The 17084-nt window shown below is 70.7% G+C and carries 16 protein-coding genes; 6 read left to right on the plus strand and 10 right to left on the minus strand.

Translation table 11 applies throughout. The features are described from left to right. Position 1: 1 nt before the first annotated feature. Positions 2 to 1267 carry a sugar ABC transporter substrate-binding protein gene (locus tag BLT19_RS08990; protein ID WP_091488944.1) on the minus strand — a complete coding sequence of 422 codons (1266 nt, stop codon included), beginning with the start codon at positions 1265 to 1267 and terminating at the stop codon, positions 2 to 4. A 195-nt stretch (positions 1268 to 1462) separates the two neighbouring features. Between BLT19_RS08990 and BLT19_RS08995 the strand changes: the two genes are divergently transcribed. Next, positions 1463 to 2479, plus strand: a complete 1017-nt coding sequence (locus BLT19_RS08995; RefSeq protein WP_091488947.1) for a LacI family DNA-binding transcriptional regulator — start codon at positions 1463 to 1465, stop codon at positions 2477 to 2479. Positions 2480 to 2498: 19 nt separating this feature from the next. Here the strand turns inward: BLT19_RS08995 and BLT19_RS09000 are convergent, their stop codons facing one another. Next, positions 2499 to 4232, minus strand: a complete 1734-nt coding sequence (locus BLT19_RS09000) for an L-aspartate oxidase (protein ID WP_091488950.1) — start codon at positions 4230 to 4232, stop codon at positions 2499 to 2501. Positions 4233 to 4308: 76 nt separating this feature from the next. Between BLT19_RS09000 and BLT19_RS09005 the strand changes: the two genes are divergently transcribed. Continuing rightward, a complete protein-coding gene (locus BLT19_RS09005; protein ID WP_172825613.1) occupies positions 4309 to 5259 on the plus strand; it encodes a LysR family transcriptional regulator in 951 nt (316 codons plus the stop codon). Here the strand turns inward: BLT19_RS09005 and BLT19_RS09010 are convergent. Next, on the minus strand, positions 5256 to 6050 hold the full coding sequence (locus BLT19_RS09010; RefSeq protein WP_091488955.1) for an IclR family transcriptional regulator: 795 nt from the start codon (positions 6048 to 6050) through the stop codon (positions 5256 to 5258). The genes BLT19_RS09005 and BLT19_RS09010 overlap by 4 nt on opposite strands. 61 nt (positions 6051 to 6111) lie before the next feature. Between BLT19_RS09010 and hutH the strand changes: the two genes are divergently transcribed. The 3 genes from hutH to hutI all read left to right on the plus strand — a co-directional run bounded on the left by hutH (position 6112) and on the right by hutI (position 10572). Beyond that, on the plus strand, positions 6112 to 7665 hold the full coding sequence (gene hutH, locus BLT19_RS09015) for a histidine ammonia-lyase (RefSeq protein ID WP_091488957.1): 1554 nt from the start codon (positions 6112 to 6114) through the stop codon (positions 7663 to 7665). Beyond that, positions 7662 to 9317: a urocanate hydratase gene (gene hutU / locus BLT19_RS09020; RefSeq protein WP_091488960.1), complete on the plus strand. Its 1656-nt coding sequence runs from the start codon at positions 7662 to 7664 to the stop codon at positions 9315 to 9317. Before hutH ends, hutU begins: the two co-directional genes overlap by 4 nt. An 85-nt stretch (positions 9318 to 9402) precedes the next feature. Further along, positions 9403 to 10572, plus strand: a complete 1170-nt coding sequence (gene hutI / locus BLT19_RS09025; RefSeq protein WP_091488963.1) for an imidazolonepropionase — start codon at positions 9403 to 9405, stop codon at positions 10570 to 10572. A gap of 91 nt (positions 10573 to 10663) precedes the next feature. Here hutI and BLT19_RS09030 read toward each other — a convergent pair whose 3' ends face one another. Genes BLT19_RS09030 through BLT19_RS09055 form a run of 6 tightly spaced genes read right to left on the minus strand, consistent with a single transcriptional unit; the run spans position 10664 to position 15677 of the window. After that, positions 10664 to 11134, minus strand: coding sequence for a SixA phosphatase family protein (locus tag BLT19_RS09030; protein WP_091488966.1), 471 nt, complete (start codon positions 11132 to 11134; stop codon positions 10664 to 10666). After that, positions 11131 to 12021, minus strand: coding sequence for an arginase family protein (locus BLT19_RS09035; RefSeq protein WP_091488968.1), 891 nt, complete (start codon positions 12019 to 12021; stop codon positions 11131 to 11133). Before BLT19_RS09035 ends, BLT19_RS09030 begins: the two co-directional genes overlap by 4 nt. A 43-nt stretch (positions 12022 to 12064) precedes the next feature. After that, positions 12065 to 12412, minus strand: a complete 348-nt coding sequence (locus BLT19_RS09040) for a gamma-glutamylcyclotransferase family protein (RefSeq protein ID WP_091488970.1) — start codon at positions 12410 to 12412, stop codon at positions 12065 to 12067. A gap of 28 nt (positions 12413 to 12440) precedes the next feature. Beyond that, positions 12441 to 13712: a DUF445 domain-containing protein gene (locus tag BLT19_RS09045; protein ID WP_091488973.1), complete on the minus strand. Its 1272-nt coding sequence runs from the start codon at positions 13710 to 13712 to the stop codon at positions 12441 to 12443. Beyond that, positions 13712 to 14872 (minus strand): acyl-CoA dehydrogenase family protein, encoded by a 1161-nt coding sequence (locus BLT19_RS09050; protein WP_091493617.1) that lies wholly within the window; start codon positions 14870 to 14872, stop codon positions 13712 to 13714. Before BLT19_RS09050 ends, BLT19_RS09045 begins: the two co-directional genes overlap by 1 nt. Before the next feature lie 46 nt (positions 14873 to 14918). Then, positions 14919 to 15677 (minus strand): alpha/beta fold hydrolase, encoded by a 759-nt coding sequence (locus BLT19_RS09055; RefSeq protein ID WP_091488975.1) that lies wholly within the window; start codon positions 15675 to 15677, stop codon positions 14919 to 14921. 55 nt (positions 15678 to 15732) lie between these two features. Between BLT19_RS09055 and BLT19_RS09060 the strand changes: the two genes are divergently transcribed. Then, positions 15733 to 16137: a pilus assembly protein CpaE gene (locus tag BLT19_RS09060; protein ID WP_091488978.1), complete on the plus strand. Its 405-nt coding sequence runs from the start codon at positions 15733 to 15735 to the stop codon at positions 16135 to 16137. Between the two features lie 20 nt (positions 16138 to 16157). On the opposite strand, the gene BLT19_RS09065 is transcribed toward BLT19_RS09060, so the two are convergent. Continuing rightward, positions 16158 to 17078, minus strand: a complete 921-nt coding sequence (locus BLT19_RS09065) for an intradiol ring-cleavage dioxygenase (RefSeq protein WP_091488981.1) — start codon at positions 17076 to 17078, stop codon at positions 16158 to 16160. Between the last annotated feature and the right edge of the window lie 6 nt (positions 17079 to 17084).

Here is a 17084-nt window from a genome sequence, read left to right on the forward strand (position 1 = left end):
CCTAGTTCACGACCGCCTCGACGTTGGATTGCACCGTGTCGAGGATCTGCTGCGGGTTCCCGCTCTTGAGCGATTCCAGCGAAGCGTTGAAGTCGGTGATCACGGCGGCGATGCCGTCGTTGGTGGGCACGCCCTGGGCGTAGTCGGCGCCGGCGAGGAACGCCTCGAGCTCGGGGTTGTCCGCGGTCCACTGGTCGGCGGCCGACTGCACCGACGGCATCGGGCCGAAGGCGTCCGAGAAGGCGAGCTGCTGGTCGGCGCTGGTCAGATACTCGACGAGATCGAGCGCGGCCTGCTGGTTCGGGCTGTCCGCGGCCATGCCCCAGCAGTTCGTGAACTGCATCGTGCCCTGGCCCGCGGGACCGGCCGGCAGTTGCGCGACCACGTAGTCCACGTCGGGGTAGTCCGCCGACATCGCGCCGGTGATCCAGTTGCCCTCGATCGTCATCGCCGACAGCTGCTTGCCGAATGCCTCGCCGCCCCATCCGGCGCCGATGTCGGCGGCGTACGCGAAGGTGCCGTCGTTCAGGTGCTCCTGCACATACGTGAGCGCCTCGACGTTCTCCGGGCTGTTCGCCACGGCCTCGGTGCCGTCCTGGCTGACGAGGGATCCGCCTGCGGCGGCCATGAACGAGCCGATGCGCTGGTACTCCGCGCCGAAGGCGAGGCCGACGGTGCCGCCCTGGGTGAGTGTGGCGGCGACCGTGGCCAGCTGATCCCAGGTGGTCGGGATGTCGGCGTCGGTCAGGCCCGCGGCATCCCACAATCCCTTGTTGATGACGAGCCCGAGCGTCGAGAAGTCCTTCGGCGCGCAGTAGAACTGGTCATCGACGGTGAAGTTCTGCACGAGCGAGGGGTAGAAATCGTCGACGTTGGAGAGCTGGTCGCCGTAGGCGACGAGCGACCCGTTCCCGGCGTACCCGGCCAGCGCCTCGGTCGCGAGGTAGAACAGGTCCGGCGGCGAACCGGCGGCGAAGCCCTGGGAGAGCTGCTGCGGGAGGTCGTTGGCGACCTGGACTTCGGCGTCGATGCCGGACTCCTCGGACCACGCGGCGACGGCCTCGGTCACCGCGTCGGTCTCGGCGTCGCCGCTGGAGCCGATCAGGATGGTCAGCGCGTCGTCGGAGGACGTGAGCGCGCCGTCGCCTCCGCCGTCGCCGCCTCCTGCGTTGTCGTCGAATCCTGATCCGCAACCGGCGAGGGTGAGGGCGCCGGTCAGGAGCAGTGCTCCCGCGCCGAGGACTGCCCGGGTCTGGTGCCGTGTCATGTCTCTTCTCCTTTGATGAGCTGGTGCTGCTGACGCGAGGGGTGACCGCCGAACCGATCGGAGCGGGGGCTTTTGATCGTTCAAATCCCGCGGTCGAGTTCACGCTAAGCTCGCGTTTCGTCTGATGTCAAGGGGTTGCCGGGGCGTCTAGGATGGCGATTCGAACGTTCATATCCGACCGCAACGGAGCTCGTGATGGCCAAGCCGCCCACTGTCGACGACGTCGCCCGAGTGGCGGGCGTCTCGCGGCAGACGGTCTCGAACGTGCTCAACGCGCCCGACATCGTGCGCGAGCGCACCCGCGAGCGGGTGAGCGCGGCGATCCTCGAACTCGGATACCGCCCGCACGCCGCTGCCCGGCGGCTGCGGATGCAGCGCAGTTCCACGATCGGAATCCACCTCGACCCGTACGCCGGGGGCATCTCGGGTGTCGTGCTCGACCGGTTCGTGCACGCCCTGACCGAGCGGGCGACCGAGCGGGGCATGCGGATGCTGGTCTACGCGGCGCGGTCTCCCGAAGAGGAGATCGCACGACTGGGCGATCTGATCGACGGTGGCGAGATCGACGCCGCCGTGATCACCGGCACCTTCCACGGCGATGTGCGCACCGACTGGCTCGCTGACCGCGCACTCCCGTACGTCGCATTCGGGCGGCCGTGGACGCCGCAGGGCGAGACCGCGCCGCAGCACCCGTGGGTGGACGTCGACGGCGCGGCCGGCACGCGGGCCGCGACCGAGCACGTCCTGCGGACGGCCGGTCCGGCGGTCGCCTTCCTCGGGTGGCCGAGCGGATCGGGGACCGGGGATGACCGCGAGCGGGGCTGGCGGGAGGGGATGGATGCCGCAGCCGTCGCGCCCCGCAGACGCCTCGTCTCGCAGGAGAGTGTCGCCGGCGCGCGGGCGTGCATCGTCGAGGCGCTCCGGCTCGACTCCGATGCGATCGACGCCATCGTCTGCGCGAGCGACTCGCTTGCGATCGGCGCCCACCTGGCCGCCGCGGACGCGGGCGTCCCACGCCTTCCGGTCATCGGGTTCGACAACACCCCGGCGGTGGAGGCGCTCGGCCTCAGCAGCGTCGAGCAGCTGCCGGAGCAGGTGGCCCGCGGCGCGCTCGACCTGCTGATGGGGCCCACCGGCACCGTCGTCGCCGCCCGCGACAACGCGCCCGCGCCCGCACATGTGCTCGTGGAGCCGCGCCTCATCGTGCGCTGATCCGCGGGATCGATGACCGCTACTCGACGAGCTTCCCCGCGACCGAGACCTCGCGCATCAGTTCGCCGATCTCGGCGGGGATGGCCGGGATCTCCTCACGGACGACGCCGGTGGCGGGCGACCACACCAGGTTGACCTGAAGCCCGGGGTCGAGCTCAGGGTAGTCGCTGCGGTTGTGGCATCCGCGCGTCTCGCGCCGCACGAGCGCGGCCGCCAGCGTGGCTCTGGCCGCCAGTGCGGCGGAGCGCAGGTCGAACGCGTGCGCGAGGTCCTGATAGCCGGCGATGTCGGGATGCACGCCGATGTCGGGGATGCGTGCCTCGATCGCGTCGAGTTCGCGGAGCCCGGCGAGCAGCCCTTCCTCGTCGCGCACCACGCCGGCGTGCTCGGTCATCGTGTTGCGGATCGCCCGCTGCAGCGCCCGCACGTTCTCGGTTCCGTTCGCTGCCAGCAGGTCCGCGATCTCGTCGCGGGCGACCGCGACGGCCGCTGCGGAGCGCCGCTGCGCCGGGAGTGCGGCCGAGTAGGCGGCTGCGGCCCGGCCGACGATGCGGCCGAAGACGAGCAGCTCGATGAGCGAGTTCCCGCCGAGCCGGTTCGCGCCGTGGAGTCCGGACGATGCCTCGCCGATCGCGTACAGTCCCGGTACATCGGTGGAGTGATCGCTGGAGCGCACCCAGACCCCGCCCATCGAGTAGTGCGCGGTGGGCGCGATCTCGATGGGGTCTTTCGTGATGTCGAGCATCTGCAGCTCGAGCATGGTCTGGTACACGCGAGGGAGGCGGGTCATGATCGTCTCGCGCGGCAGGTGGGACACGTCGAGCCAGACGCCGCCGTTCGGGGTGCCTCGCCCCTCCTTGATCTCGGTGTAGCACGCCAGAGCGACCCGATCGCGGGTGGACAGCTCGAGCCGCTCGGGGTCGTAGCGGTGCATGAAGCGCTCGCCGAGTCCGTTGCGGAGGATGCCGCCCTCGCCGCGCGCCGCCTCGGAGATGAGGGTGCCGGCGGCGTTCTCGGGCTCGATGATGCCGCTCGGGTGGAACTGCACGAGCTCGGGGTCGCGCAGGCGGCCGCCGGCTTCGACGGCGAGCCGGAACGAATCGCCGGTGTTCTCGTCACGACGTGACGATGTGCGTCGCCAGATGCGGTTGTGACCGCCGGCTGCGAGGATGACCGCGTCGGCGTGGATGAGGTAGCGGGTCCCGTCTTCGAGGTCGAAGCCGTACGCGCCGAAGACGGCGCCGTCCTCGTTCACGAGGATGCGTGTGACGTAGACGGTGTCGAGGATCGGCACCTGCAGCTGTGCTGCGCGGTTGATCAGGGTCCGCTGGATCTCCAGGCCGGTGTAGTCGCCGGCGAACGCGGTGCGCCGGTAGGTGTGCGCGCCGAAGTAGCGCTGCGAGATGCGGCCGTCCTCCTCGCGGGCGAACGGCATGCCGTACCGCTCGAGGTCCTCGATACCGCGGGCCGCACCCGAGGTGACGATCTCGACGGTGTGCGGGTTGGCGAGCAGGTAGCTCTCCTTGAGGGTGTCGGCGGCGTGCTGCTGCCAGCTGTCCTCGGCATCCATCGTCGCGAGGGCCGCGTTGATGCCGCCCGCGGCCAGCGACGTGTGCGCGTCGGACTTCGGGCGCTTGCCGAGGGCGAGGACGTCGACACCGGCTTCGGCCAGCTCGATGGCAGCGCGCAGGCCCGAGCCTCCGGTGCCGATGACGAGGACTGTGGTGGAGATCTGGCGTTCTGCGGTGCTCATGTCTCCACGGTACGAACTGTCGCTCGATTACTCCAATGCATCTTCATCCTCGTGACGATAGGCATATCGTATGGGAATGAACCTCGAGCAGCTGCGATCGTTCGTCGAAGTTGCAGACGTGGCCAGCTTCACGCGCGCCGCCGAACGGCTGCATCTGGCCCAGCCGTCATTGAGCCGTCAGATCTCCGCGCTCGAGCACGATCTGGGCGCCGAGCTCCTCCATCGCGCTCGGGGCGGGAGCACCTTGACGACAGCGGGTCAGTCGCTCCTCCCGCTTGCTCGACGGATGCTCGCCGATGCCGACACCGTGCGGCGCGAGCTGGCGGAGCTGTCCGGCCTGCAACGGGGCAGCGTGCGCCTCGGCGCGACGCCCTCGCTGTCGGTCGGGCTCGTCGTCGAGGCGCTCTCCGCGTTCCACGCGGCCTACCCGGCGATCGGTCTGCACCTTTCCGAGCAGGGGTCGCGGCGTCTGCTGGAGGAACTGGCCGGCGGCGAGCTCGATCTCGCGCTGATCACGTCGACGAATCCGACCGCGACGGAGCGTTTGACCGTGACCCCGCTCCTCGTCGAGGAACTCGTCCTCGTCTCGGCCCGCAGCCGCCCGGCGGTGACGACGCGGCGCACGATCGAGTTGCATCAGGTCGCGCCGCTGCCCCAGATCGCGTTCCGTTCGACGTACGACCTGCGCAGCGCGACCGACGCCGCGTACGCGTCGGCATCGCTCACGCCCGACATCGTCCTCGAGGGCGCGGAGATGGACGCGGTGCTGCGGTTCGTCGAGCGCGGAGTCGGCGTCGCCATCGTCCCGGCGATGGTCGTGCTCGACCGGCCGGGTCTGCGCTCGGTGCGGTTGAGCGAACCGCGGCTGACCCGCACGATCAGTCTCGCCCGGCCAGCCGATTTCGAGCCGTCGACCGCCGCACGGGTGTTGGCGCGGACCATCACGACCACGGCGACGGCGCTGGCCGGGGCGTCCGCGACGACGCTGCGTCCGGCGGGACAGGCGGTCGGCGCGCCGACGCGTTAGGCGCTCGGCCGCGCGCCGCCGATGCGACGGGAGAGTTCGGCGGATGCCTCGAAGAGGCGATCGGAGAGCTCGACGTCGACCGGAGCATGTCCACCGGCGTCGCCATCGACCGGATATGTCACCGCGATGCCCGCGACCGGCCAGCCGGCATGATCGCGCACGGCGACGCCGATGGAGCCGAGGCCGAGCGTGACTTCGCCGTCCTCGATCGCGAATCCGCGCGCTCTGGCCTCGCGGAGCACCTCGCGCAGCTCTGCGGGGCGCGCCGGTCCTCGGCCGGTGCGATCCGAGAACGCGGAGACATCAGGATAGAGCGCGCGCACCTGCGGCCGGGGGAGCGCCGCGAGCATCGCGCGGCCCGACGCCGTCAGGTGTGCGGGCAATCGCACACCGACATCGGTCACCAGCGCTGGTCGCCGCAGGGCGCGCTCCTCGACGATGTACAGGACGTCGCGACCGTGCATGACGGCCAGATGCGCGCTTTCGCCGGTGCGATCCACCAGCTCGGAGACCAGGGGGCGACCCAGGCGGGCCAGCGGATCCTGCCGCGCGTAGCCGCCACCCAGCTCGAACGCCGCCACGCCCAGTCCCCATCGCCGCTCGGACTCCAGGTGCACGACGAACCCGTGCTCCTGGAGCGTGGCCAGCAGGTGATAGACGGTGGAGCGCGGGATGTCCAGCTGCGTCGCGATCGTCCGGGCGGCGGTCGGGCCGCGCTGACGAGCGAGATGGGCCAGCATGCGCAGGGTCTGATCGGCGGCCGGAACTTGCGGGCGAGAACTGTCTGGCATGACAGACACAGGATCTCATAGACGTCTATCCGGAGCGAGTCCTGCGGTGTGGAATCGGGGAATGAGCACCCACACCGAGACCGTTCTCGATGCCGTCGTCGTGGGACGGGTCCCACTGAGACCCGAGGAGGTCGTCTCCGTCGCGCGCTCCGGCGCGCGGGTGGAGATCGCAGCCGAAGCGCTCGTCCAGATCGCGGCGACCCGAGCACTGGTCGAGGGACTCGCCGATGATCCCGAGCCGCACTACGGCATATCGACGGGGTTCGGCGCGCTCGCGACCACCTTCATCGCTCCGGAGCGCCGGCTGCAGCTGCAGGCGAGCCTCATCCGCTCGCACGCCGCCGGCACCGGGGCGCCGGTGGAGCGCGAGGTGGTGCGCGCGCTGCAGCTGCTGCGCTTGCAGACGCTCGCCACAGGTCGCACCGGCGTGCGTCCGATCGTCGTGCAGACGTACGCGGCGATGCTGAACGCGGGGATCACGCCGATCGTGCGCGAGTACGGATCGCTCGGCTGCTCCGGAGACCTCGCGCCGCTCTCCTCCGTCGCGCTCGCCGCGATGGGCGAGGGGGAGGTCGAGGTGGACGGGGTGCCGCGACCGGCCGGTGGTGCGCTGGCGGCAGCATCCATCGCCCCACTGGTCCTGCGTGAGAAGGAGGGACTCGCGCTCATCAACGGCACCGACGGCATGCTCGGGATGCTGCTGCTGGCGCTGCATGACCTGTCCGTGCTGCTTGAGACCGCCGATGTCGCAGCCGCGATGTCGATCGAGAGCCAGCTCGGCACCGATGCCGTGTTCGCCGCCGATCTGATGGCGCTGCGCCCGCAGACCGGGCAGACCGCCTCGGCCGCGAACCTCCGCGCCTTCCTCGCCGACTCGGCGATCATGCGGAGCCATCGGGATCCCGCCGTGTGCACCCGCGTGCAGGATGCGTATTCGCTGCGCTGCAGCCCGCAGGTGCACGGCGCCGCGCGCGACACGCTCGATCACGCGCGAACGGTCGCGTTCCGAGAGCTGTCCGCGGCGGTGGACAACCCGGTCATCACGACCGATGGGCGGGTCGAGTCCAACGGGAACTTCCACGGCGCACCGATCGCCTACGTGCTGGACTTCCTCGCGATCGCCGTCGCCGACACGGCATCCGTCTCCGAGCGCCGCACCGATCGCGCCCTGGACCCGGCGCGCAGCAACGGGCTCCCGCCCTTCCTCGCGCATGAGGTCGGCGTCGATTCGGGACTCATGATCGCGCAGTACGCCGCCGCCGGGATCGTCTCGGAGCTGAAGAGGCTGGCCGTGCCGGCATCCGTCGACTCGATCCCGTCCTCGGCGATGCAGGAGGATCACGTGTCGATGGGGTGGGCGGCCGCGCGCAAGCTCCGACGCGCGATCGACGGCCTCGCACGCGTGCTGGCGATCGAAGTGCTCACCGGCGCGCGGGCCCTGGACCTGCGAGCGCCGCTGCAGCCCGCACCGGCCACCTCTGCGGTGCGCGACCTGGTGCGAACGGCGGTCTCCGGACCCGGCCCGGACCATCATCTCTCACCCGACATCGAGGCGGTGACCGACCTGGTCCTCTCCGGTGCGGTGGCCGCCGCAGCAGAAGGAGCACGAGCATGACCACGACCGATGCCCGGACCGTGCGCGCAGCGCGCGGCAACGAGCGCACCGCCAAGAGCTGGGGCGCCGAGGCCGCCAAGCGGATGCTCATGAACAACCTCGATCCCGAGGTCGCCGAGCACCCCGAAGACCTGGTCGTCTACGGCGGCACCGGCAAGGCCGCGCGCAGCTGGGAGGCGTATGACGCGATCGTGCGCACGCTCGACGAGCTCGAGCCCGATGAGACGCTGCTCGTCCAGTCGGGCAAGCCGGTCGGGGTGTTCCGCACGCACGAATGGGCGCCGCGCGTGCTGATCGCCAACTCGAACCTCGTCGGAGACTGGGCGACGTGGCCCGAGTTCCGGCGCCTCGAGGCGCTCGGCCTCACGATGTACGGCCAGATGACTGCCGGCTCGTGGATCTACATCGGCACGCAGGGCATCCTGCAGGGCACCTACGAGACGTTCGCGGCGGTGGCGCGGTCGCTGGGTCGCGACGATCTCGCGGGCACGCTCACCCTGACCGGCGGCTGCGGGGGCATGGGCGGCGCCCAGCCGCTCGCCGTCACGCTGAACGGCGGCGCGGTGCTGATCGTCGACGTCGACGAATCGCGTCTGGCGCGGCGGGTCGAGCACGGCTACCTCGACGAGTACACGACCGATCTCGACGCGGCGATCGAACGCGTCGTCGCAGCCAAGGAAGCGGGCGAGGCGCTGAGCGTGGGCGTCGTCGGCAATGCGGCCCTGGTCTTCCCGGAGCTGCTGCAGCGCGGCATCCCGATCGACATCGTCACCGACCAGACCAGCGCGCACGACCCGCTCGCCTACCTTCCCGTCGGGGTGGCGCTGGAGGACTGGGCGGCCGAGGCCGAGCGAGACCCCGAGGGCTTCACCGACCGCGCGCGCGGGAGCATGGCCGAGCAGGTGGCGGCGATGGTCGGATTCCAGGATGCCGGCGCCACCGTCTTCGACTACGGGAACTCGATCCGCCGCGAGGCCGAACTGGGCGGCTACCCGCGCGCGTTCGAGTTTCCAGGGTTCGTGCCGGCCTACATCCGCCCGCAGTTCGCCGAGGGTCGCGGGCCGTTCCGGTGGGTGGCCCTGTCGGGCGACCCGGAGGACATCCGCAAGACCGACCGCGCCGTGCGAGAGCTCTTCCCCGAGAACGCCGCGCTCGTGCGGTGGCTCGAGAAGGCGGGGGAGACCGTGCGCTTCGAGGGGCTCCCCGCCCGCATCTGCTGGCTCGGATATCAGGAGCGCCACCTCGCGGGCCTGAAGTTCAACGAGATGGTCGCCTCCGGCGAGCTGTCCGCGCCGATCGTCATCGGACGCGATCACCTCGACGCCGGATCGGTCGCCTCGCCGTACCGCGAGACCGAGGCGATGGCGGACGGATCGGACGCGATCGCCGACTGGCCGCTCCTGAACGCTCTGCTGAACACCGCGTCGGGGGCGTCGTGGGTGTCGATCCACCACGGCGGCGGGGTGGGCATCGGGCGCAGCATCCATGCCGGGCAGGTCGCCGTGGCGGACGGCACCGCGCTCGCCGCAGAGAAGCTCGCGCGCGTGTTGACCAACGATCCGGGGACCGGTGTGATGCGGCACGTGGATGCCGGATACGACCGCGCCCGCGAGGTGGCCGTGGAGCGCGGCCTGAAGGTGCCGATGCTGTGAGCTGCGCACGCGAGACTTCACGTACCCACGCCTTTCGCGGCTGGAACGAAACATTCGCGAAGTCTCGCGGGAGGGGAGGACGACGATGAGCGCCGTGCTGATCACGAACATCGGCGAGTTGACGACCAACGTCGCGGCGCCGGGCGACCCCTGCGGCACGCTGCACGATGCCGCCGTCCTGATCGAGGGCGACCGGATCGCGTGGGTCGGCCTTGCCGCGGACGCCCCGCGGCCTGACCGGACGGAGATCGTGGATGCGGGGGGCCGAGCCGTCCTCCCCGGCTTCGTCGACTCGCACACGCACCTCGTCTTCGGCGGCGACCGCGCCGAGGAATTCGAGGCGCGCATGACCGGCACGCCCTATGCTGCGGGGGGAATACGTCGCACCGTCGCGGCGACCCGTGCCGCAGGCGATGACGAGCTGCGTCGCCGGCTCGCGGGATTCGTGGCCGAGCTGCACGCGCAGGGCACGACGACCTTCGAGGTCAAGACCGGGTACGGGCTCACGGTCCGCGATGAGGCCCGTCTCGCCAGGCTTGCCGCCGAGGTCACGCCGGAGGTCACGTTCCTCGGCGCGCATGTCGTGCCCGCCGAGTACGCGGACCGGCGCGACGACTACGTCGAGCTGGTGTGCGGCGCGATGCTGGAGGCCTGCGCGCCCCACTCCCGCTGGATCGACGTGTTCTGCGAACGAGGAGCGTTCGCTCCCGACGAGACGCGCCGCATCCTGGCGGCCGGCATCGCCCACGGGCTGGAGGCCCGCGTGCACGGGAATCAGCTCGGCGAGGGGGAGGGCGTGGGGATCGCGGTCGGGCTCGGCGCAGCATCCGTGGATCACTGCACCTATCTCGATGACGCGGACATCGCCGCCCTCGCCGGATCCGAGACGGTCGCGACCCTTCTGCCGGGGGTCGAGTTCTCGACCCGCCAGCCGTATCCCGATGCGCGGCGGCTGCTGGATGCCGGCGTGACCGTGGCGATTGCGAGCGACTGCAACCCGGGCTCGAGTTTCACCAGCTCCATGCCGCTGATGATCGCGCTCGCCGTGCGCGAGATGGGGATGACGACGGCCGAGGCGGTCTGGGCGGCGACCGCCGGCGGCGCGCGGGCGCTGCGTCGCGACGATGTCGGCGCGGTCGCGCCGGGAATGCGCGCCGACCTCGTGCTGCTCGAGGCTCCGACCCGGACGCACCTCGCCTACCGGCCGGGCGTCCCGCTCATCGCCGGCGTGTTCAGGGGCGGCTCGAGGCTCTGAAGCCTCGCCACTTGACCCGATCGGCCCACTCCCGGCGCCGGGAGTGGGCCGATTGGGTCAAGTGACGACGAAGCGGGCGGGGGAGGCTGAGTCAGCGCGGGGTGTCGAAGGTCCAGGATGCCGGGGGCACGGCGCTCGCGACGTCCCAGTCGTCCTCATCCCAGGTGAAGGTCGCGACCGCGCACGTCGGCATGTGCGTGATGCCGTCGTCGGAGAGGCGCCCCGCCAGCACGCTCATGCCCGGGTCGTGGGCCACGATCATGACCGTCGCCGCGCCGGATGCGGCCGCCGTCCGCAGCAGCGTTCCGGCGGGAGCGCCGTAGAGGTCCGGATCCAGTTCGACCTCGATGCCGAACTCGGCGGCGAAGTCGGCCGCGGTGGTGCGCGCGCGCAGGGCGGTGCTGGAGAGGATGCGCTCGGGGCGGAATCCCGATGCGGCCAGACGCTCCGCCATCCGTGGAGCGTCTCGCGCGCCGCGATCGTTCAGCGGCCGGTCGTGGTCGGCGAGGTTCGCGTCGGCCCAGTCGGATTTCGCGTGCCTCACCAGAGCGAGTCGGATCATTCGCGTACCGCCAATCCTGCGATCAATTCCAGCACGCACAGCGCCGCGAGGCGTACGGTGCGCCCGTCGGGTGCGTCGGCGGTGGCGTCCACTTCGACGATGTCGGCGGAGACGAGGCGGGGATCGGATGCCGCGGCCCGCACGAGTGCCCGCAGCTCCCATGCGGCCAGGCCGCCGGGAACGCTGGCCGGGCATCCCGGAGCCACCGATCGGTCGCAGACGTCGACGTCGACATCGAGGTGGACGCGGCTCTCAGCGCTGGAGCCTGCAACCGACAGAGCCTGCTCGAGGACATCCGCGGCTCCCCTCTGGCGCACCGCCTCCAGCGGGACGACCGTGATGCCGTACTCGGCGGCCCGCCGCGCGTAGGCGGCGGAGTTGGCGAAATCGGCGATGCCGATCTGCACGATGCGCGCCGGATCCAGCCCGCCTTCGATCAGGCGTCGCACCGGAGCGCCGTTGGACACCCCGTCGCGCAGGTCGTGGTGCGCGTCGATCGTGATGAGGCCGGTGGCGGCAGCGCCCTCTGCGGTCGCATACGTCGCGCTGTTGTCGCCGCCGAGCGCGACGACCAGTCGCGATCTCGCCGCGAGCTCCGCGACACGCTCGCGCACGAGCGCCTCGCCGACGATTCCGTCGGGCTCGGGGATGTCCCCTGCGTCGGCGATGCGCAGCGCGTTCAGGTCGACGGGACCCTCGATCAGCGTCGGACTGTAGCGGCGCAGTGCATCGCGGATCGCGCCCGGCGTGGCGCGCGCACCAGTCGGCGACAGCGAGGTGCGCCAGGTGGGCACACCGACCAGGGCGAGATCGAGGAGTCCGTCGACCGCCGAGGCAGCCGGCCAATCGCCGGCGCGGGGCCAGAGGTCGTCATGCGCGAGTGCCACCTCTCGACGCTACCGCGCGGAGGCGAAGCTGCATGCGCCCCGGTCAGATCGAGATGTACGCCCATGCGCGGCGCCCGCTGGCCAGCGCGACCTGGATGCGACGGTACAGGTGCACCTCGTACTCGTCGGCGGCGTCCAGTTCGTCGTCGCTGACCCGCAGCACCCTTCCGACGACCTTGTCGCGGGGGTCGCCGGTGGGTCGCACGATCGGGTGCACGGCGAGGCCGGACAACTCGACCACCCGCGAGTCCTCGATCTCGGCGTAATCCACCGTGTAGCCGGGCAGCACGTCGTCCTCGCTCTGGACGATGCGTCCGAACGTGTCGCGCTGCACGTCGGGCTGCTGCAGTGTTCCGTAGCTGAAGAGGAACTGATCGGGCTCTGCGCTCACGGCATCAGGGTATCGAGCGCTCGTCCGCTCAGCCCAGCAGCGCGTGCGCGATCGTAAAGATCAGCAATCCAGCGAGCGCACCGACCACGGTGCCGTTCAGCCTGATGTACTGCAGATCGCGACCGACCATGAGCTCGATCTTCTCCGTGGTCTCCTCGGCGTCCCACCGTTCCACGGTGTCCGTGATGATCGAGGCGATGTCGTGGCGGTAGCGGTCGACGAGGAACACCGCGGCATCCGTCACCCATCCGTCCACGCGCCGCTGGAGCGCGGCATCCGTCGCCAGTCGTTCGCCGACCTCGCTCAATGCCTGCACCGCGCGAGCGCGGAGTCCGCTCCCGGGATCGGCCAGCGCCTTCAGGAGGCCGGCCTTGGCCGTGTTCCATGCCTCGACGGCCAGCTCGCGCACCCGCGGGCTGTCGAAGAGCGTCGACTTGGCGGCCTCGAGCCGTCCGATCGTGTCCGGATCGTGCTGCATGTTCTCGGCGAGGCGGGCGAGGTATCCGTCGATGGCGATGCGGGCCGGATGCCGGGGGTCGGCCTGCACCGCGGAGATGAACTTGACCGCCTCGTTGTAGACGGTGTCATCCACCAGGCGGTGGGCGATCGACGGCACCCAGCCGGGCAGACGCCGCGAGACCAGGCCGGTGAAAGAAGCGTGGTTGGCGGCCAGCCAGGTCGCGATGCTGTCCACGCCGAGGTCGACCGCGCCGTGATGGGCGCCGGATTCGATGATGCGCTCGAGCCAGCCGCCCAGCGGCGGTGCCCATTCCGGGGAGATGAGGTGCTCGCGCGCGAGGTCGGTGATGACGTCCTGCACGTCGTCGTCGCTCAGTGCGTTGAGGATGCCGGTCGCCATCAGCGACCCCTCGGCCGCAACCCGCTCGGCGTGCGCGGGAACGCGCAGCCACTCGCCGAGCTTGGCCGCGATCGCCGTCTCCTCGAGCTTGGTGCGCACGACCTCGCCGCGCAGGAACTCCGTCTCCACGAACTCGCCGAGGGTGCGGCCGATCTCGTCCTTCCGGCTGGGGATGATCGCCGTGTGCGGGATGGGGATGCCGAGCGGATGCCGGAACAGCGCGGTCACCGCGAACCAGTCGGCCAGCGCGCCGACCATGCCGCCTTCCGCGAACGCGCGCACGTACGCCAGCCAGGGGTACTGCTCCTGCAGGGTGAAGGCGACGACGAACAGTACCGCCATGAACAGCAGGGCGCCCAGGGCGACGCCCTTCATCACCCGCAGACCGCGCCGGCGTTCCTGGTCGGCGGGGGAGAGCAGCGCCGTCGGCGTCCGGGCCATCACGGCTCGACCGGTCCGAGCCACGCGCCGGCGACCGTGGCATGCGCGGACTCCGGGTCGGAGGGATGGAACCGACCCGCCAGGACGTCGCGGTACAGGCGGCTGAGCTCGCTCGAGGAGAAGTACGACGAGCCGCCGGCGACCAGCATCGCGTCGTCGACGACCTGCTTGGCCGTCGTCACTGCGCGGTGCTTGAGGCCCGACAGCAAGGCGAACCACTGGCCGCCGTGATCGGCGATCCCGTCGACGTCACGGGCCAGCGCCTCGATCTGCGGCGGGAGCGCGTCGTAGGCCAGTGCCATGTCGGCCACCCGCCAGCGGATGTCCGGGTCGGACGCGTAGGTCTTCCCGGACTTCTTCGAGCGTCGGTGATGCGCGGTGGTCACGGCGAGCTCGAGCGCGCGCCGGGCGATGCCGGTGTAGACGGAGGCCAGGAGGATCTCGAAGACGCTGAAGATGCCGAAGACGAGCGGGTCGGGGTTCGGTCCCGCAGCGATGCGGCGCACCACCCGGTCGGCGGGCGCCACGGCGGCGTGCAGCTCGGTGGTGCGCGACTGCGTCCCGCGCATGCCGAGGGTGTCCCAGTCGTCTCGGACGCGCACCGCGTCCGAGCGCGGGATGAAGGCGTAGACCATCTGCGGCGCGTCCGCGGACGTCGTGTCCAGGCCGTGCAGCCCCAGCTGCGTCCACACGGGGGCGAGCGAGGTGAAGATCTTGGTGCCGGTGAACGCGTACGAGCCGTCCGGCCGGGGCGTGGCATCCGTATCGCTCCCGAACAGCACGAGGTCGTTGCCGGCTTCGCTGATGCCGAAGGCGAAGACTTCGCCGGCGACCGCTCCCTCCTGCACGAAGCGCAGGTCGTCGATGCCGCGATCGGCGAGCACCTTCGCCACGCCCGTCCAGACCAGGTGCATGTTGATCGCGAGCGCGGTCGCGGGGGCTGCGCCGGCGAGCCGTTGCTGCAGAGCGGATGCCTCGGCCAGGCTCAGTCCCGCGCCGCCGAGCTCACCAGGAACGAGGATCGACAGGTACCCCGCCGCCTGGAGGTCTGCCAGATCGGCGTCCGGGAACGAGTTCTCCTGATCGTGCGCCGCCGCCCGCGACCGCACGCGCTCGAGGAGATCATCGGGCAGGTGGGTGCGGGGATCGAAAGAGCTCACGATCTCATTCTCCCGTGATGAGGCCGCCACGCGGCCCTGCGCGCCCTCAGTCCTCGAGCACTCGCAGGAATCGGGCGATCGTCTCGTCCGGTTTGTCCCGATGCGGGGAGTGGCCGGCGCCGACGATCACCGACATCGAGATCGCCGGGTTGGCCAGCACCTCGGAGGCGAGCGGCTCGGTGAAGATCGAGTACACCTCGGGATCCGAGGCGATGACGTGGGTCGGCATGCTCAGCCGGGCTGCGGCACCGCGCACGTCCCAGTCGCTGTTCTGGATGCTGGTCTGCTCGACCGCCCATCGGCTCGCCTGCTGCGCCGACAAGGCCTTCAGTTCGACGTCCTGCTCGTGCCAGTGCGGGTGCTCTGCGCGCACGGCGTCCTCGGACGGGTCGGCGAAGGACCGCTCTTGACTCTCCCGCACGACTGCCCGGTCACGGTCGGCGAGATGGATCGCGGGATCGATGAGGACGAGGCGCGCGGTCCATGCGGGGTGGGCCGCCGCGGCGACCGTCGCGGCGGCACCGCCCAGGGAGTGGGCGACGACCAGGTCCCACGGGCGACCGTCCGCAGCGGTGATCGCAGCGAGATCGGCGGCGTACGCGTCGATCGTGTAGTCCAGGGTGCGCGGGGCCGTTCCGTGGCCGCGGAGGTCCACGGCATCCGCTCTCCATCCCGCCTCGGCCAGCGCCACACCGTATCGCCACATCAGCGGCCCGTTGGAGCCGAGCCCGTGGACGAGGAGGGCGCGACGGTCGGCGGAAGGATCGCCCCACGAGATCGTGGGCAGCGTCACGGCAGCGGTCATGCCCTCAGCGTACGGGCGGCCCGGGCAATGCCCGGGACGGGCGAGAATTGTTGTCATGATCTCGACGGACATGGCAGTGTCACTACGCGCGGCGGGGCTGGCGTGGCATCCGCGCTCGGGTGACCGGTTCCAGTTGAACGAGCCCGAGTTCGAGGCGGACGTCTTCACGGTCAGCGAGATGACCATCGAGCCGCGCGAGTATCCGACCGGGAAGATCCTCGCCTTCAACGGGACCACCGAATGGGCGCTGGACTCGGTCGCCCTCGAGGACGCGCTGTGGCTCCCTCGGGAGGATCAGCTGCGCGAGCTGCTGCGCGGCGCGTTCCGGTCGCTGCGGCGTCTGGAGGACTCGTATGAGGTGGCGATCACGGTGCGCGGCGAGGAGTTCTCCTTCGAGCACCCCGAGCCCGCCGATGCCTACGCCTTCGCCGTCCTCGAGCTGCTGGGCCGCATCGCCTGACCGGAGCCGGGCATGCCGGATCACACGCCGATCGTGAGCGAGGCGGTGTAGCCCTGCGCGACGGAGCCCGCCATGGTGGCGATCTGATGGATGCCGCCGTCCTCGCCGAACACGTTGTCGCTCTGCAGCGAGACCTGCGAGGCGTTGCGCACGCTCTGCTCGTAGCCGCCGGTCGCGTAGACGAGGGCGTTCGTCTCGTCAGGGAGCGCGATCTGACTCGTCTTGACGATCGGACCGGAGGCGACGGCGGTCTCGACGCTGTCGTACACCTCGAAGTGGATGTGCGGCCAGCGGCCGGAATAGCACGCGGGGTAAATGGACGTGAAGGTCACCGTCCCATTCGCGTCGGTGGCCTGCACACCGCGCAGGTAGTTCTCGTTCTCGACTCCGGCGCTGTACAGCGAGTAGTTGCCTGCCTGGTCGCAGTGCCAGAGGTAGACCCCCTTGCCCGCCAGTGCCTGACCTGTCGCCGCATCGCGCACCGTCAGCGCGATCGTCAGGGGGACGCCCTGCGCGACCGTCGAGGATGAGCCGAAGCTCGACCGGATGTCGCTGCGCACGATCCCCGACTCCGCCAGGACGTTCACGCCGTTGGAGCCGTCTGCTGGGTAGGGTCCGCCCGTCTCGTCGGGAACCTCGTCGAGCGGGCCGGATGCTACGGCGGTGGCGCTCGAAGTGGGTGTCGGTGTCGGGGTCGCCGTTGCGGTCTGCGTCGCGGTCGGCGACGCGGTGGCGCCGGAGTCGGATGCCACCCCGCACGCCGCCAGCAGCGAGGTCAGTGCCACGCCGCCGAAGATGCCGAGGGCGCGACGACGGTTGATCATCGTCTGCACGTCGTAGACGAGACCGCGGTGGTCCTCGTCGATGACCTCTCCGTTCTCGTCCAGCCAGCGAGGGTCCAGGTCGGGGCGGTCGTCGGTGCGGGGTTCGGTTGCGCTCATGAGACC

Origin of the sequence: Microbacterium pygmaeum (assembly GCF_900100885.1) — a bacterium.
GTDB classification, from domain to species: Bacteria; Actinomycetota; Actinomycetes; order Actinomycetales; family Microbacteriaceae; genus Microbacterium; species Microbacterium pygmaeum.

Coding starts and splice junctions, on each gene's coding strand:
- BLT19_RS09065 (WP_091488981.1), bottom strand. CDS start 17,078: ATGAGCGCAACCGAACCCCGCACCGACGACCGCCCCGACCTGGACCCT.
- BLT19_RS09010 (WP_091488955.1), bottom strand. CDS start 6,050: ATGCCAGACAGTTCTCGCCCGCAAGTTCCGGCCGCCGATCAGACCCTG.
- BLT19_RS08990 (WP_091488944.1), bottom strand. CDS start 1,267: ATGACACGGCACCAGACCCGGGCAGTCCTCGGCGCGGGAGCACTGCTC.
- BLT19_RS09060 (WP_091488978.1), top strand. CDS start 15,733: ATGATCTCGACGGACATGGCAGTGTCACTACGCGCGGCGGGGCTGGCG.
- BLT19_RS09055 (WP_091488975.1), bottom strand. CDS start 15,677: ATGACCGCTGCCGTGACGCTGCCCACGATCTCGTGGGGCGATCCTTCC.
- BLT19_RS08995 (WP_091488947.1), top strand. CDS start 1,463: ATGGCCAAGCCGCCCACTGTCGACGACGTCGCCCGAGTGGCGGGCGTC.
- hutU (WP_091488960.1), top strand. CDS start 7,662: ATGACCACGACCGATGCCCGGACCGTGCGCGCAGCGCGCGGCAACGAG.
- BLT19_RS09005 (WP_172825613.1), top strand. CDS start 4,309: ATGAACCTCGAGCAGCTGCGATCGTTCGTCGAAGTTGCAGACGTGGCC.
- hutH (WP_091488957.1), top strand. CDS start 6,112: ATGAGCACCCACACCGAGACCGTTCTCGATGCCGTCGTCGTGGGACGG.
- BLT19_RS09030 (WP_091488966.1), bottom strand. CDS start 11,134: ATGATCCGACTCGCTCTGGTGAGGCACGCGAAATCCGACTGGGCCGAC.
- hutI (WP_091488963.1), top strand. CDS start 9,403: ATGAGCGCCGTGCTGATCACGAACATCGGCGAGTTGACGACCAACGTC.
- BLT19_RS09045 (WP_091488973.1), bottom strand. CDS start 13,712: ATGGCCCGGACGCCGACGGCGCTGCTCTCCCCCGCCGACCAGGAACGC.
- BLT19_RS09000 (WP_091488950.1), bottom strand. CDS start 4,232: ATGAGCACCGCAGAACGCCAGATCTCCACCACAGTCCTCGTCATCGGC.